Below are 16020 nucleotides of genomic sequence, written 5' to 3'. Positions count from 1 at the left end.
TGGCAGGAAGTTTATTTTGAGAACTATATCGATAAACTGATCTATAGACCATATCATTTAGATAAATTCCAATGTTTTACGCGTCTATTGTCAACAATACTATCCTGATCTACGGCGGATGGTGACTCAACCCAGGAGCGATCATGTCCCGTCATGCCCCGCATCGTCACCGCACCTCCGCCGGCCGCCGGCGCGCGGGCGCGGCGGGATGGCTCTCGGGGGCCGCCTTCCTGCTCCAGGGCGGCTCGGCGGTCGCGCAGTCGCCCGACGTCTCGACCGTCGCCCTCGGTGAACTCACGGTCACGGGCGACGCCGGGGCGGTGCTCGGCTACCAGCCCCGGCGCACCAGCTTCGGTGCGGGGTCCGACACGGCCCTCCTCGACACGCCGGCCAACATCGCCGTCGTGTCGGGGGCCGTCCTGCGCGACCAGCGCGTGCTGAGCCTCGACGAGGCCCTGCGCAACGTCAGCAGCGTGGTGCAGACCAACAGCCTCGGCGGCACGCAGGAGGCCGTCATCCGGCGCGGCTTCGGGTTTTCCCGGGACAGTTCCATCCTGCGCGACGGGCGCCGCACGGTTCTGCAGCAGAACTTCAACCACGCCATCGAGCGGGTCGAGGTCCTGAAGGGCCCGGCCTCGCTCCTCTACGGCATCTCGGAGCCCGGCGGCCTCATCAACCTCGTCTCGAAGCGCCCGGACTTCACCCCCCGGGGCTCCCTCGAACTGACCGGAACCAGCTTCGGCGGCGGCCTCGTCCAGGCCGACCTCACCGGCCCGGTCACGGATACCAACCTCGCCTACCGGGTCGTCGGCGACGTTCAGGACTACGCCTACTGGCGCAACTTCGGGCAGATCCGCCGTCAGGTCGTCGCGCCGTCGCTGACCTGGCGCGGCGACGACACCACCGTGACGGTGGGCTATGAATTCACGCATTACAGCATCCCCTTCGATCGGGGCACCACCTTCGACCCGCGCACCGGGCGCCCCCTGCGCGTGCCCCGCGACCGGCGCTTCGACGAGCGGGTCAGCAAGGTGGACGCCACCAGCCACCTCGCCACGATCGATCTCGACCACCGGTTCAGCGAGGATTGGACGCTGCATGCCGGCTACAGCTATTCCCGGCTCGGCTACGACGACAACCAGATCCGGCCGGTCATCTACGATTCCGACACCCGCCTCCTGACGCGCCGGGCCGATGCGACGCGCGGCGGGGATTTCGAGGCCCACGTCGCCCGCCTCGACCTGACGGGGCGCTTCGAGACCTTCGGACTGCGCAACGATCTCCTCGCCGGGGCGATGTTCGAGCGGATCGACTATTACCGGAAGACCAGCGTGCGGGGATCGAACGTCGGCGGGTTCGATCCGTTCGACCCCGTCTACGGCCTGATCGGCGCCTCCGACCGGGTCTCGCTGGCGGCCAGCAACAACCGCGACCGGCTCAGCAACACCAGCCTGTACCTGCAGGATTCGCTCCACCTCACCGACCGGCTCATCCTGGTGGGCGGGGTCAGCGCCCAGATCTACGACCAGATCGCCTATGCGGGGCGCCCCGCCGTGGTCTCGACCGACATCGACGGGGTGAAGCCGGTGCCGCGGGCCGGGCTCGTCTACAAGCTCGCGCCCAACCTCTCGCTCTACGGCAGCTACACGCAGTCCTTCCGCCCCAACGTCACCGACCTCGATGTGACCGGGGCCCTGCTGCCGGAAGAGGGGACGGCCTACGAGGTGGGGGTCAAGGCGGAGGTCGCCGACGGCCTCCTGATCACCGGCGCGATGTTCGATGCCGAGAAAAGCAACGTGCTGATCACCCAGGTGGTCAACGGCAACCGCTTCGGCTCCACCGCCGGCAAGGTGCGCTCGCGCGGCTTCGAGCTCGATTTCGCGGGGCAGATCCTGCCCGACTGGGCCGTGATCGGCAGCTACGGCTTCACCCAGGCGGTCGTCACCGAGGATCCGGTGCTCGCCGGCAAGCAGCTCCAGAACACGCCGCGCGTCACAGCCTCGCTGTTCCTCACCCACCAACTCGGCGCGGTGGCCGAGGCGACGGCGTTCGGCTCGACCCTCCTCGGCCCGGGCTTCCTGGAGGCCGGGTTCGGCAGCCGCTACGTCGGCGCGCGGCCCGGGGACGCCGCCAACAGCTTCACCATGCCGGACTACGTGGTCTGCGACGCGTTCCTGGCCTACCGGACCCAGGTGAACGGCCTGCCGACCACCCTGCAGCTGAACCTGAAGAACCTGTTCGACGAGACCTATTATCCCTCGTCCGGCGCCAGCAACCTGCTGGTGGCGGTGGGCGAGCCCTTCCAGGCCCTCGTCACCGCCCGCGTCGCCTGGTGAGCGCCCGACCATGAAAGCCGGACCGTCTTGTGGTTATCTTGGAAATACCCTGGAATTCATCCAATCTCTTTCCCAGATCTAGTAGCACGTCGAGTTTCGAACGCTTCTAAGCTTGGATTTGACAATTGAATCTCTTCCGGGGAGCCGATAGGGGTGCCGGGTCTTTCCGCCGGACCCGTCATGCCGCTCCACCCGCCCGCCGCCTCGCGCCTGCCCCTCCCGGCCGGCCTCCTCCTGCTCCTCGCCGCCGGGACGCCCGCACAGGCCCAGCGCGCCCCGGACGGGGAGGCCTCCACCGTCACCCTCGAGGAACTCAGCGTCGCCGGCCTCGGCAACGGGCTCTCGACCGTCGGCTACCAGCCCAGGCGCTCGACCTTCGGGGCGGGCGCGGACACCGCGCTCCTCGACACGCCGGCCAACATCGCCGTGGTCTCCGCCGAGGTGCTGCGCGACCAGCGCGTGATCTCCCTCGACGAGGCCCTGCGCAACGTCAGCGGCATCGCCCAGACCAACAGCGTCGGCGGCACGCAGGAGGCGGTGGTGCGGCGCGGCTTCGGCACCTTCCGCGACGACTCGATCCTGCGGGACGGGCGCCGCACGGTGCTGCAGCAGAACTTCAGCTACGCCATCGAGCGGGTCGAGGTGCTGAAAGGCCCGGCCTCGCTCCTCTACGGCATCACCGACCCGGGCGGCCTGATCAACCTCGTCTCGAAGCGGCCCGAATTCACCCCGCACGGCTCCCTCAACCTCACGGGGACGAGCTTCGGCGGCGGCCTCGTCCAGGGCGACCTCACCGGCCCCGTGGAGGGCACCAATCTCGCCTACCGGATGGTGGCCGACCTCCAGAGCTACGACTATTGGCGCAACTTCGGCCACATCAGCCGGCAGGTCGTGGCCCCCTCGCTCACCTGGAAGGGCGACGACACCACCGTGACGGTGGGCTACGAGTTCGGGCATTACCGCGTGCCCTACGACCGCGGCACGATCTTCGATCCGCGCACCGGGCGCCCCCTGCGGGTGCCGCGCGACCGCCGCTTCGACGAGCGCTCGAGCCAGCACGAAGCCACCAGCCACCTCGCCACCCTCGACGTCGACCACCGCTTCGACAACACCTGGACGCTGCATTTCGGCTACACCTACTCCCATCTCGGCTACGACGAGGACCAGATCCGGCCGGTCACCTACATCCCGGCCACCGGCCTCCTCACCCGTCGGGCCGACGGCACCCGCAACGCGGACTTCAACGCCCACGTCGCCCGCCTCGACCTGACCGGGAGCTTCGATACCTTCGGCCTGCGCCACGACCTCCTGGCCGGCGTGACCTACGAGAACATCGACTACGGCCGGCCCGACATCATCCGGGGTCCGAACCGGGCGGGGTTCAACCCGTTCCAACCGGTCTACGGCACCCTCGCCGCGGTGCCGGTGATCTCGCCCGCGGACAGCAACCTGCGCGAACGCTTAGTGAATACCAGCTTGTATTTGCAGGACTCGCTGCACCTCAGCGACCAGTGGATTCTGGTGGCCGGCATCAGCACGCAGATCTTCGACCAGTTCGGCGCCAAGGGGACGCCGGCGGTGGTCTACACCGACATCGACGGGGTGCGCGTCCTGCCGCGGGTCGGCCTCGTCTACAAGCTCAGCCCCAACCTGTCGCTCTACGGCAGCTATTCGCAGTCCTTCAAACCCAACACGTCGCTGGCCAACATCGTGGGCGCCCTGCCCCCCGAGGAAGGCGAGGCCTTCGAGGTCGGCGTGAAGGCGGACGTCGCCGCCGGGCTCACCGTGACGGGCGCGATGTTCGACATCGAGAAGGCCAACGTGCTGGTGACGCAGGTCGTCAACGGCCTCACGGTGGCGAGCACCGCCGGCAAGGTGCGCTCGCGCGGGTTCGAACTCGACGTCGCCGGCCAGATCCTGCCCGACTGGGCGGTGATCGCCAGCTACGGCTTCACCCAGGCCGAGGTCACCCAGGACCCGGTGCTGGCGGGCAAGCAACTCCTCAACACCCCGCGCGTCACCGCCACGGCCTTCCTGACCCACCAGTTCGGCGCCATCGCCGAGGCGACCGAGTTCGGCGCGAACCGCCTCGGTGCGGGCTTCCTGGAGGCGGGCTTCGGCGCGCGCTACGTCGGCGCCCGGCCGGGGGATGCCGCCAACACCTTCACGCTGCCCGATTACGTCGTCTGTGACGCGTTCCTGGCCTACAACACGCAGGTGAACGGCTTGCCGACCACGCTCCAGCTCAACCTCAAGAACCTGTTCGATCGCACCTATTATCCCTCCTCGGGCGGCAGCAACCTGCTGGTGGCTGTGGGCGAACCCTTCCAGGCCCTCGTGACGGCACGGGTGGCGTGGTGAGGCACCTGCGCGCCATCCTGTTCCAGCTGCACTGGCTGCTCGGGCTCGGGGCCGGCCTCGTCCTCGCGGTGGCGGGCGTCACCGGCGCACTCCTGAGCTACGAGGACGCGATCGGCGAGGCCATCGATGCCGACCTGATCCGGGTCGCGCCCCAGGCGGAAGATCCGCTCTCGCCGGACGCTCTCCTCGCCCGCTTCCATGCCCAGCGGGCCGGCACGGTGGCGAACCTCACGCTCGCGGCCGAGCCCGGCACCGCCGCGATGGTGCGCCTCGGGCGCGACCCCGCCACCGGCCAGCGCCCGCCCTCCCTCTACCTCGACCCCCATGACGGCACGGTGCGGGGCGCAGCGCGGACGGAGGAGGCCTTTGCCACGATCCGGCGCCTGCACCGCTGGCTGCTCCTGCCCGGCGACGGCAAGGGCTGGGGCCGGACCCTGACCGGCGCCAGCACCCTTGCGCTCCTCGTCCTTCTCTGCACCGGCCTCTACCTGCGCTGGCCGAAGGTGATGTCCGTCCGCATCTGGCTGAAGCCCAGCCTGCGGCAGTGGGGCCGGCCGACCTACTGGTCGCTGCATGCGGTGGCCGGAACCTGGGTGCTGCCGGTCTACCTCGTGATCGCCCTGAGCGGCCTGTGGTGGTCTTACGACGGCTACCGCGAGGTCGTCACCGCCCTCCTCACGCGCGGCGAGACCATCGCGCGGATGGCGGACGGCAAGCCGCCGGCGGACAAGGTCGGCGGGCCGGCGCCCGCCCGGAAGGAGGCGGCGACGAAGGGCGAAGGGCCGGGCCGGGCCGCCCGCCGCGAGGAGGGCCTGGGAAGCCCCGGGGCGCCGAGCCTCGACGCCGCCTGGACGGCCTTCCGTACCGTGGATGCGGGTCAGTTCACCCGGGCGACCCTGATCCTGCCGAGCGGAGGGACCGGACCCGTCCGAATCCGCTCGGAGAACCGGAACGGCTGGCGCGACGACACCCGGATCGAGGCGGCCACCGGGCGCATCCTCGTGCGCGAGGTCGGTGGGGAGCGCCCCCTCGGCGTCCGCATCGCCGGCAACATGCTCGACCTGCACAGCGGCCGCATCTTCGGCCTCTTCGGTCCGCCGGTCTTCCTTGCGGCGGCGCTGCTGATGCCGCTCTTCCTGGTGACGGGACTGCTGCTCTACATCGGGCGACGTGCGGCCAAGGCCCGGCGCCGCGGGCGGGCGGCACCGGCCGGCGGCGCGACCCCCGCGCTCGGCCCGCGCGCTTGACCCTCCGACCGGTTTTCGACAGGTTCCGCCGCCACAGCCTCCGACCCCGACCGCTGCAACTCCCGAGATCCGATGTCGTCTGGCGACGAATCCGCCGTTCCGCCCGCCGCATCCGCGCGAGAGCGACGCTTCACGATCTGCCGCGAGGACGAACCGGTCCCGCCCGCGATCGCCGGCGCCATCGCGGCGATCGGCAATTTCGACGGGGTGCATCTCGGCCACCGTGCGCTCATCGCCGCCGTCCGGGAAACCGCCCGGGCGGCCGGGCGGCCTGCGGTCGCGCTCACCTTCGAGCCGCACCCGCGAGCCTATTTCGCGCCGCATCTGCCCATGTTCCGGCTCACCGACGCGGACGCCAAGGAGATCGTCTTCGCGCATCTCGGCCTCGACGGGCTGATCGTGCGCCGCTTCGACGCCACCCTGGCGGGGACCGGTGCGCGCGACTTCGTCGAAGGCCTTCTGGTGCGCGATCTCGGGGTGGCGGGCGTCGTCATCGGCCACGACTTCCATTTCGGCCGTGGCCGCGAGGGCACGCCCGCGGTGCTCGCCGGCCTCTGCGCGCAGGCGGGCCTGAGCTGCCGCGTCATTCCGCCCGTCGCCCTGAATGCGGGCGCGGAGCCCGTCTCGTCGAGCGCGATCCGGGCGGCGTTGGCCGAGGGCGCGGTGGCGCGGGCGAACGCGCTCCTGGGCTATCGCTGGTTCGTCTCCGGCGAGGTCCGCCATGGCGACAAGCGCGGGCGCACGCTCGGCTATCCCACCGCCAACGTGGCGCTCGCCGACTGCAACCTCGCCCACGGCATCTACGCGGTACGGGTGCGCCTGCCCGACGGGCGGGTGAACGACGGGGTCGCGAGCTACGGCCGGCGCCCGACCTTCGACGACGGCGCGCCGCTCCTCGAGGTGAACCTGTTCGACTTCGCCGGCGACCTCTACGGCCAGGCGATCGCTGTGGAGTTCCTGGGGTACATCCGGGGCGAGGAGCGATTCGACGGGGCCGATGCTCTGATCGCCCGCATGCATCTCGACGCCGCCGAAGCGCGCCGGATCATCGCCCAGGACCCGGTCCCGTCGATGTTCGACGCCTGAGGCGCGCCTACTCCGCCTCGTCCTCGGTGTCCGGCGTGCGGTTGGGCCAGGTCACGATCCGATCGAGGAGTTCGTCGGCCGTGAACTCCTCCTCGTTGCCCGAGACCCGGCCGCGCACGGAGATGCCGGCCTCGTGCACGCTGGCGGCACGGCCCGAGACGAGTGGGTGCCAGTCGTGGAGGTCGCGGCCCTCGCGGACCAGACGGTAGGCGCAGGTCGGCGGCAGCCACGGGATCGTGCGCACGGCTTCCGGCGTCAGGCGCACGCAGTCGGGCACCCGCTTCTGGCGCCGCGCATAGTCGCGGCAGCGGCAGCCATGGCCGTCCAGGAGGGTGCAGCCGACATCGGTGTGGTAGACCTCCGCCGTGTCCTCGTCCTCGAGCTTGAGGAGGCAGCAGCGGCCGCAGCCGTCGCACAGGCTCTCCCACTCGGCCGGCGACATCGCCTCCAGGCTCTTGGTCCGCCAGAACGGCTCCGCGGCCGGGGCAGCCGGCTCGGGCCGGGCAGTTTCTGGGAAGGCCTGCGGCGTCGGGGAACGCGCGGCCGAGCGGTCCCGCATGGGGAACACCTTGGGCTGGAAGCGGCGAGAATCCGGGTGATCCGCTCCTGTGCCGCAACGCGGAGCCCGGAGCAAGCGTTGCCGGCACAGGGCATGACGCCACGCGCGGCGTTCCTCCGGGCGCGCCACCGCCCCGCCCCATTCCGGCATCAAGGTTAACGACAGGTTACGGCCTGCGGCGGCGGGACGCTTGCCCTTGTCGGGCGTTCCCTTCAACGAAGCCTCGCGGCCGGGCGCGGGTGTTGGTAGGATCACGGGGCCGGCATCCTGCCGGATCCGGGTGCGGAAGGACTGGAACTCAGGTGCGCCTGCCCAAAGCGACCTCCCTCACGACCCGGATCAAGCACGCCGCCCTCGCCTTCGACGCCTGGGTGAACGCCAGCCTGTACGACGGCGGCCGCTCGGCCGGCGAGACCTACGAGCGCTTCCAGGAGCGCATGAACGTGTTCTCGGTGCGGGGCTGGAAGCGGTTCGCCCTCGACCTGACGAGCGAGGCGGTGACCCTCGGCACCGGCGGCGCCGTGCTCATGCTGGCCCTGGCCCAGCCCGCCTTCAACCTGACCAGCGACAACTGGCTGAAGGCCCAGGACCTCGCCGTGACCTTCCTCGACCGCTTCGGCACCGAGGTCGGGCGGCGCGGCATCAAGCACGACGATTCTCTGAAGCTCGACGATTTTCCCGACATCATGATCAAGGCCCTGGTCTCGACCGAGGACCGGCGCTTCTACGAGCACTGGGGCATCGATCCCATCGGCACCGCCCGCGCGCTGGTCTCGAACTCGCGCGGCGGCGGCAACACCCAGGGCGGCTCGTCGATCACGCAGCAGCTCGCCAAGAACCTGTTCCTCACCAACGAGCGCTCCCTCGAGCGCAAGATCAACGAGGCCTTCCTGGCGCTCTGGCTGGAGAGCCACCTCTCCAAGAACGAGATCCTGAAGCTCTACCTCGACCGGGCCTATATGGGCGGCGGCACCTTCGGCGCCGTGGCGGCGGCGGATTACTATTTCGGCAAGCCGCTCAAGGACATCACCCTGGCCGAGGCCGCGATGCTCGCCGGCCTGTTCAAGGCGCCGACGAAGTACGCGCCCCACGTGAACCTGCCGGCCGCCCGCGCCCGCGCGGCCGACGTGCTGCACAACATGGTCGAGGCCGGATTCCTCACCGAGGGCCAGATCCAGACCGCCCTGCGCAATCCCGCGACGCCGGTGACCCGGACCCGGGACATCACGGCGGACTACTACCTCGACTGGGCCTTCGGCGAGATCAAGCAGATGGCCGATGCCGGCCGCTTCCGCAGCGACCGCGTCCTCACTGTGAAGACCCCCCTCGACCTCACGATCCAGCGCCGGGCCGACGAGACCGTGCAGAACACCCTGCGCCGCTACGGCGACCAGTACGAGGTCGACGAAGCCGCCATGGTGATCCTCGATCCCGACGGCGCCCTGCGGGCAATGGTCGGCGGCGCCGATTACGGCGAGAGCCAGTTCAACCGCGCCACCGATGCGCTCCGCCAGCCCGGCTCGTCCTTCAAGCCCTACGTCTACGCCGCGGGCCTCGCCGCGGGCCTGTACCGCCCGGATACCCGCGTCGTCGACAGGCCCGTCTGCATCGGCAACTGGTGCCCGCAGAATTATGGGCGCTCATTCTCGGGCGCCACGACGCTCACCGTCGCGGTGGCGAAATCCATCAACACCATTCCGATCCAGGTCTCGATCGCCCTGGGCAAGGCGATGGGCATCTCCCACGAAGCCAGGGCGGCCGCCGCCGGGCGCAAGAAGATCATCGAGACCGCCCACGCCATGGGCATCACCACGCAGCTGACCGATTCCGTCTCGCTGCCGATCGGCTCGGCGGAGGTGAACGTCATCGACCAGGCCGCCGGCTACGCCGTGTTCGCCAATGGCGGACGCAAGGCCAAGCCCTACGCGGCCATGGAGGTCCGCAACTCGTCCGGCGAGGTGATCTACCGCCACGCCGACGAGCAGGTGCAGCAGGTCCTGTCGACCCAGGTGGTGGCCGACATGAACTACATGCTGACCAAGGTGGTCGAGGAAGGCACCGGCAAGCGCGCGGCGCTGGAGGGGATCAAGGTCGCGGGCAAGTCCGGTACCACGAACGCCTATCGCGACGCCTGGTTCGTCGGCTACACGGGCAATTACGTCGGTGCCGTCTGGTTCGGCAACGACGATCACACCTCCACCAACAAGATGACCGGCGGCTCGCTTCCCGCCATGACTTGGCACGACGTGATGGAAGTCGCCCACCAGGGCATCGAACTCAAGCCGATGCCGGGGCTGAAGGATCCGGGACGCGCGGTGGCGCAGTCGGGCCAGAGCGCGGCGCCGGTCAACGCGGCCGCGAGCGCGGCCGGCAAGCTCTCCCGGCGCTCCTTCGAGGTCATCGGCAGCATGAACGGCCTGTTCCGCCAGGTGGAGAAGACCGCCGCCAAGGCGCCCGAGAAGACCTCCGCCCTGGAGCCGGTGAACGCGCCCGGCGTGGTGGCGGAGGGGGCCCGCGCCGTCGGCGGCCGGATCGGGACTCCGTAACCGGCGATCATGCGCATGACATTGGCCGAGACGGTCGCGCGGCTGCGCCCGGACCAGACCCGAACGTCCCCCGCCGGGCAGCGGCGCTCGGGCGACATCACCGGAACCGGTGGACGCCTGGCAGGCGTGCTGCGGCGCGGCGTGCGCCGGGCCTCGACCGTGACGCTGGTGCTCTACGCCCTGGCTCTCGGCGCGGGGATCGGGCTCGTCACGGCCGATTATGCCACCCGGGGCGGCTATCCCTTCGGCGGCGTCCGGGTGGGAGCCTGGACCGCGTGGCCGAAGGTCGGTTCGTTGGGCGCCGATCCCTATGCCCGCGCGGTCAACGCGCGCCGGGGCGAGATTCCCCTGGCGATCGGCGAGGGCATGCTGCTCACGGCCGAGCACGACGAATCCGGGCGGAGCCTCGATGCCGCCTGCACCTACCGGGTGGCGGGGGTGACGCCGCCGGCCCGCGCCTGGACCGTGACGGTGGCCGGGCGCGGGCCGCGGGATGCGGAGGTCGCACCGATGCGGGAGGGTTTCACCGCCACCGAGATCCTGCGCGAGACCGACGGGCGGTTCGTGATCACCCTGTCGCCCGAGGTTCAGCCGGGCAACTGGCTGCCGATGCCGCGCGCCAAGGGCGCCGTCCGCCTCGCTCTCCGCCTGTACGACACGCCCGTGGCGGCCAGCGCGGGCAACCTCGACCGCGCGTCGGTACCGGCGATCACCCGCATCGGATGCCCGTCATGACGCCGCGGGGACGCTTCCTGGTCGCCACCCTGTCGGGGCTGGTCCTCGCCGGCCTCGTGCATGTGACCGCGGTGCTGTTGATCCCGAGGCTGGCGGAATCCGATGCCCTGTCGCGGGCGCGCTCGGGGGAGAGCCTCGACCACCCGATGGCGATCAACACGGTGGCGGCCGCCGGCGACGCCGCCCCACCCGTCGAGGCCTGGCTTCCGATTCCCGATCCGGCGGTGGCGGTGGGGCTCTGTGCCTACGATCTCGCCGAGGGACCGATGCGGGTCTCGGCGCGCACCGGCACCCTGATGCTGTCGCTCGCGGTGCACGGCCCGCGCGGCGCTTTCTATGCGGTGACCGATCAGGCGGCGGTGCGCGGCGCCCTCGATCTCGTGGTGCTAACCCGGGCGCAATACGACGAGGCGCTCGCCAATGCCGACGAGGACGAGGTCAGTCACGACGTCCGCATCGTCGCCGGCGAAACGCGCGGGTTCGTGGTGGTGCGGGTGATCGCGGCCCTGCCGAGCCAGCGCGCGGCCGCCGACGCGGCAGTCCAGGCGGTCTCCTGCACCGTCGACAGCGCGGGCGACGAGAAGACCGGCGGCTGAAACCGTCCTCAGTTCTTGGCGACGATCGGCCTCGGGGCTGCGACAACGACCTCCGCCTCGGGCAGGAGCCCGCACCGCGCCTCGGCTTCCGGCGGCACCAGCGGATCGAGCAGCGGGCGTCGTCCGTCGAGGGCGGCCAGGGTCCGCTCCACCGACACGACCCCCGGACCCGGCACCTCGATCATCAGGTGTTCGAGGGCGTAGCGGTAGCGACGGGAGCGGCGGCCCGTCTCGAACCGGACCCAGGCGATGAGGCACCGGTTCTCGGCCACCCGCAGGGCGGCCTGGCGCACGTCGTGATCGTCGAGGCTCTTGGCGAAGGGCAGGCTGCGCAGGCGCAGGGCATCGCCCTCCTTCACCCGCAGGGCCAGGGCGGCGAATTGCGGGATCAGCCGGGCGTCGGTGCCGATATCCTCCGACAGGCGCCGGTAGCGCGAGACCAGCGAGCGGAAGCCCTCCGCCATCAGGGTGTCGTGATAGGCTGCGGGATCATCGGTCCGCCAGGACGCGGGCAGCACGCGGGAGCGGGTGAGATTGGCGAGGATGTCCGTGAAGGCGTCGTGCCCGGCCGCGGGCATCAGGAAACGCCAGGCGCGGTCGCGCAGGGTGCGTTCCTCGTCGGTGAAGGGAAAGCTCGACGCCGGCTCCTCGCGCTCCCGCGCCGCCAGGGTCCCGGTGGTCTCGATCAGGCTGTTCCAGGCGCCGGCCTTCGGCCGCCCGAAATCGCCCTCCTGCGCGCAGCCGGCGAGCAGCATCAGGATCGCGAGGGGCATCAGGCGCCCGGAGCGCGGCCTCGCGGCGCACCGGCGTCCGGTCCGGGGAGAGGGCACCATGCGGAGTCGGGCCGGCCGCGGATCAGGAGCGGCGGCGCAGGCGCGGCGCGGGTGCGTCCGGCTCCGGCATGCGCTCGTAGCGGATTCCTGTGAAGAGCAGGATCGCGCCGCGCGGCGCGTCGGCGTCGGGTCGGCGGAAGCGGCGCGTTGTGGACGGGAACGTGACGACCGTGGCCGTCGGACGCTCGGGGCGGCGATCGGCGCCGCCGGTATCGGGCAACCTGTGGCTGTTCATCGGCTGATTTCCGATTCCATTCGATCTCTGAGGCGAGCCGCTGTCGGCCTGCCACCGCCGCATCCGGGCCGTTCCGGCGTCGGGGTGATGCCGGCAGAGATCAGCATGGGGTGGTTAACGGAACCTTGCGATGCCGCGCCCGGTGCCGTCTTCCGCCCGCCTCCCACGGCGGATGGACCGGGCGTTGCTTTGCTGCCACGCCTGGGCTCCGCCGCCATGGCTCGCGACTTGCATGATGGAGAGTTGCCCATGGCGGGCATTTCCTCCCTTGTACTCGGCCCCGCTCGCCCGGCGAGCGGGGCTTTTTTGTGGGACCGGCGCCGACGCGATGCTTCGAACCAAGCCGGATGCGGGGGCGTCCGCATGGAACACGCGGCGGCCGGAGCGCTTGCTAAGGGCCGGTCGCGCCCGATATGCCGTGTCGCTTCCGATCGAACGGCCGGACTTTTCCGCGAACGTACTCTCCCGTCCTACGCATTTCTCTTCCGTACACTCCCACTTTCGATTGAAGGACACCGCCGGATGCGCGTGGTTATCTCCCGATTCTCGAGCTCGCCCAGAGGACTCCGCGCGGCCCTGCGGGTCGCACCGTTCGCCCTCCTGATGGTGGCGGTCAGCCCGGCCCAGGCCCAGCGCGAGGATCAGGGCTTGCAGCTCGGATGCGCGAACGATTATTTCCGCCTCTGCGCCGGCGTCGATCCCAACAGCCAGGATGCGGAGCGCTGCATGGACCGCAACCGCGCCCGCCTCTCGCCCGAGTGCAAGGCCGCCATCGGCGACTACGACCGCCGCACCGGTGGAAAATCCCAGAAGTAAGGTGCCCCGCGGCACACCGCATCACGGTCGGGACGGGCATCGACGGTGCCCGTCCCCAGACAGAGGTTTGACAGCATGACTCTGACCGTCGCGGTGCAGATGGACCCGATCCAGGCGATCCGGATCGCCGGGGACACCACCTTCGCGCTCCTCCTCGAAGCCCAGGCGCGCGGGCATCGGCTGCTGCACTACACGCCGGACCGGCTGTCGATGCAGGGCCGGGCCGTGACGGCGCGTGTCGAGGCTCTCACGGTCCAGGACGTGGAGGGCGCGCACGCCACCCTCGGCCCGATCGAGCGCATCGACCTGTCGAGGGTCGACGTGGTCCTGATGCGCCAGGACCCGCCCTTCGACATGGCCTACATCACCGCGACCCATATGCTGGAGCGGATCCACCCGCGCACCCTGGTGGTGAACAACCCCGCCGAAGTCCGCAATGCGCCGGAGAAGCTGTTCGTCCTGGACTTTCCCGAGCTGATGCCCCCGACCCTGATCACGCGCGACAAGGCCGAGATCGAGGCCTTCCGGGCCGAGCACGGTGCCATCGTGATGAAGCCCCTGCACGGCCATGGCGGGGCGGCGGTGTTCCGGGTCCTGCCGGAGGACGCGAATTTCGGATCGATGTTCGACCTGTTCTCGGTGACCTTCCGCGAACAATGGGTGGTGCAGCGCTTCCTGCCCCGCATCACCGAGGGCGACAAGCGCATCATCCTGGTGGATGGCGAGCCGATGGGCGCCATCAACCGGGTGCCCGCCCTCAACGACATCCGATCGAACATGGTGCGGGGCGGGGCCGCGGCGGCGTCCGACCTCACCGAGCGTGAGCGCGCGATCTGCGCCACCATCGGGCCCGAACTGAAGCGCCGGGGCCTGATCCTCGTCGGCATCGACGTCATCGACGGCAACCTGACCGAGATCAACGTGACCTCGCCCACCGGCATCCGGGCGATCAAGCGCCTCGGCGGCCCGGACTTGGCGGTCTCGGTGTGGGATGCGATCGAGGGCCGTGTCGGCAAGGTCCTGTCGGCCTGACCGGCGCCCACCCTCGGTGGATCGAGGGGCAGGCCCCGGGCAATCCTGGGCCCCCCGCTCCCGGGCCTTCCGGACTCAGACCAGTCCGAGCTTCTGCGCCAGGCCGATCCGCTGGAGCTTTCCGGTGGCGCCCTTCGGAATCTCGTCCAGGATCATGATCTTGGACGGCACCTTGAAGGCGGCGAGCCGCTCCGAGGCGAAGCCGCGCAGCTCCTTCTCGACGAGGTGATGCCCCTCGCGCAGCACGATCGCGGCGCAGACGTCCTCGCCGAGCTTGTCGTGCGGCATCGCGAAGGTGACGCATTGCGAGACGGCGGGATGATCCATCAGGATCTCGTCGACCTCGCGCGGGGAGATCTTCTCGCCGCCCCGGTTGATGATCTCCTTGAGGCGTCCCGTGATGGTCAGGTAGCCTTCCGGGCTGAGCGAGCCCTGGTCGCCCGTGCGGAACCAACCCTGCTTCGTGAAGGCCTCCGCGTTGGCCTTGTCGTTGTTCTCGTAGCCCGACATCACGTTGTCGCCGCGGATGACGATCTCGCCGGTCTCGCCGGCGGGCAGCGGCTCGCCCTCCTCGTCCACGATGGCGATCTTGGGGCCGGCCGCGAGACCGACCGAGCCGGCGTAGTGCGGGCGCGGCGGCAGCGGGTTCGAGGCCATCTGGTGGGAGGCCTCGGTCATGCCGTAGGCCTCGATCAGGGGCGCGCCGAAGACGTCCTCGATCTCCTTCATGACCTGCGGCGGCATGGAGGAGGAGGAGGAGCGGATGAAGCGCAGCGGGTTGGCCTCGATGATCTCCCGGTTGCGGGAGGCGCGCCCGAGGATCGCCTGGTGCATCGTCGGCACCGCCGTATACCAGGTCGGCCGGACCTCGCTCATCCAGCCGAAGAACTTCAAGGCGTTGAAGCCCGGTGTGCAGCAGACCTGGCCACCCCCCGAGAGCGGCGCCAGGATGCCGGCGATCAGCCCGTGGATGTGGAAGAGCGGCATGATGTTGAGGCCGCGATCCTCGGCCGTGAAGGCAAGGGTGGTGCGGATGTTACGGGCCGAGGCGCAGACGTTCGACTGCTTCAGGGGCACGATCTTGGGGCGCGAGGTGGTGCCCGAGGTGTGCAGCACGAGGCCGATATCGTCGGGATGCGCCGGGCCTCCGGTGCGGGCGGGCGCGGCGGCCTCGCCCTCGAAGGCCAGGGTGAAGCTGCCGGCACCCTCTGCCGGAGTCGGGGTCAGGCGCACCACCGGCACGCCGAGGCGGGCGGCCACCGCGACGGCCGGGCTCTCGGAGCCGTCCGCGACCACGAGCAGGCGAGCGTTGAGGTCGGACAGGTAGAACGTGAACTCGTCCGCCTTGTAGCTCGGGTTGAGGGGGGCGGCCGTCGTGCCCGCCCCGATCGCGATGAAGGCGGCGGCCATCTCCGGTCCGTTGTCGAGGACGATGCCGACCCGGTCGTTCCGCCCGATGCCCTGCGCGTTGAGCGCCGCGATCGTCCGGTCGGTGAGCGCACGGAGCCGGCCGAAGGTCAGCGGGACGCCGCCGGGGCTCGATAGGGCGGTGGCTTCCTCGGCCCCCGCGCGGATCAGGGCGTGGAGGGTGGTGGCGGTCGTCGGTGCGGCGGTCTCGGCCATGGTCATCGTCCTCGA

General features: G+C 70.3%; 13 protein-coding genes. 9 read left to right on the top strand and 4 right to left on the bottom strand.

Annotated elements, in window-relative coordinates; translation table 11 throughout:
- Nucleotides 1-143 precede the first annotated feature (143 nt).
- From ACXJY8_RS19420 to ACXJY8_RS19405, 4 genes are all read left to right on the top strand, one after another.
- Complete coding sequence (locus ACXJY8_RS19420; RefSeq protein ID WP_463772335.1) at nt 144-2336, top strand: TonB-dependent siderophore receptor; 2193 nt, start codon at nt 144-146, stop codon at nt 2334-2336.
- A 180-nt stretch (nt 2337-2516) separates the two neighbouring features.
- On the top strand, nt 2517-4697 hold the full coding sequence (locus ACXJY8_RS19415; protein WP_463772333.1) for a TonB-dependent siderophore receptor: 2181 nt from the start codon (nt 2517-2519) through the stop codon (nt 4695-4697).
- Complete coding sequence (locus tag ACXJY8_RS19410; RefSeq protein WP_463772330.1) at nt 4694-5944, top strand: PepSY-associated TM helix domain-containing protein; 1251 nt, start codon at nt 4694-4696, stop codon at nt 5942-5944. Before ACXJY8_RS19415 ends, ACXJY8_RS19410 begins: the two co-directional genes overlap by 4 nt.
- Nucleotides 5945-6016: 72 nt before the next feature.
- Nucleotides 6017-7030: a bifunctional riboflavin kinase/FAD synthetase gene (locus ACXJY8_RS19405; RefSeq protein ID WP_463772327.1), complete on the top strand. Its 1014-nt coding sequence runs from the start codon at nt 6017-6019 to the stop codon at nt 7028-7030.
- Between the two features lie 7 nt (nt 7031-7037).
- On the opposite strand, the gene ACXJY8_RS19400 is transcribed toward ACXJY8_RS19405, so the two are convergent.
- The gene (locus tag ACXJY8_RS19400; protein WP_463780829.1) at nt 7038-7472 is read right to left on the bottom strand and encodes a YcgN family cysteine cluster protein; all 435 of its coding nucleotides are present in this window, start codon (nt 7470-7472) and stop codon (nt 7038-7040) included.
- A gap of 419 nt (nt 7473-7891) precedes the next feature.
- Between ACXJY8_RS19400 and ACXJY8_RS19395 the strand changes: the two genes are divergently transcribed.
- The 3 genes from ACXJY8_RS19395 to ACXJY8_RS19385 are packed head-to-tail and all read left to right on the top strand — an operon-like array spanning nt 7892 to nt 11466.
- Nucleotides 7892-10135, top strand: coding sequence for a transglycosylase domain-containing protein (locus tag ACXJY8_RS19395; RefSeq protein WP_463772322.1), 2244 nt, complete (start codon nt 7892-7894; stop codon nt 10133-10135).
- A gap of 9 nt (nt 10136-10144) precedes the next feature.
- Complete coding sequence (locus ACXJY8_RS19390) at nt 10145-10870, top strand: DUF1214 domain-containing protein (protein WP_463772320.1); 726 nt, start codon at nt 10145-10147, stop codon at nt 10868-10870.
- Nucleotides 10867-11466 (top strand): DUF1254 domain-containing protein, encoded by a 600-nt coding sequence (locus ACXJY8_RS19385; protein ID WP_463772318.1) that lies wholly within the window; start codon nt 10867-10869, stop codon nt 11464-11466. The genes ACXJY8_RS19390 and ACXJY8_RS19385 overlap by 4 nt, the downstream gene beginning before the upstream one ends.
- Nucleotides 11467-11474: 8 nt before the next feature.
- Here the strand turns inward: ACXJY8_RS19385 and ACXJY8_RS19380 are convergent, their stop codons facing one another.
- On the bottom strand, nt 11475-12239 hold the full coding sequence (locus ACXJY8_RS19380) for a hypothetical protein (RefSeq protein ID WP_463772315.1): 765 nt from the start codon (nt 12237-12239) through the stop codon (nt 11475-11477).
- Between the two features lie 82 nt (nt 12240-12321).
- Nucleotides 12322-12534 (bottom strand): hypothetical protein, encoded by a 213-nt coding sequence (locus tag ACXJY8_RS19375; RefSeq protein WP_463772312.1) that lies wholly within the window; start codon nt 12532-12534, stop codon nt 12322-12324.
- 522 nt (nt 12535-13056) lie between these two features.
- Between ACXJY8_RS19375 and ACXJY8_RS19370 the strand changes: the two genes are divergently transcribed.
- Entirely contained in the window at nt 13057-13350 is a 294-nt protein-coding gene (locus ACXJY8_RS19370; protein ID WP_463772308.1) for a hypothetical protein, read from the top strand.
- Nucleotides 13351-13425: 75 nt separating this feature from the next.
- Entirely contained in the window at nt 13426-14382 is a 957-nt protein-coding gene (gshB, locus tag ACXJY8_RS19365) for a glutathione synthase (protein WP_463772305.1), read from the top strand.
- A gap of 75 nt (nt 14383-14457) precedes the next feature.
- On the opposite strand, the gene ACXJY8_RS19360 is transcribed toward gshB, so the two are convergent.
- Nucleotides 14458-16011 (bottom strand): acyl--CoA ligase, encoded by a 1554-nt coding sequence (locus ACXJY8_RS19360; RefSeq protein ID WP_463772301.1) that lies wholly within the window; start codon nt 16009-16011, stop codon nt 14458-14460.
- Nucleotides 16012-16020: the final 9 nt, after the last annotated feature.

The sequence above is a fragment of the Methylobacterium sp. TK31 genome (genome assembly GCF_055361545.1).
The sequence above is the reverse complement of the archived record's forward strand: the minus strand, read 5'-3'. Positions and strand labels throughout refer to the sequence as shown.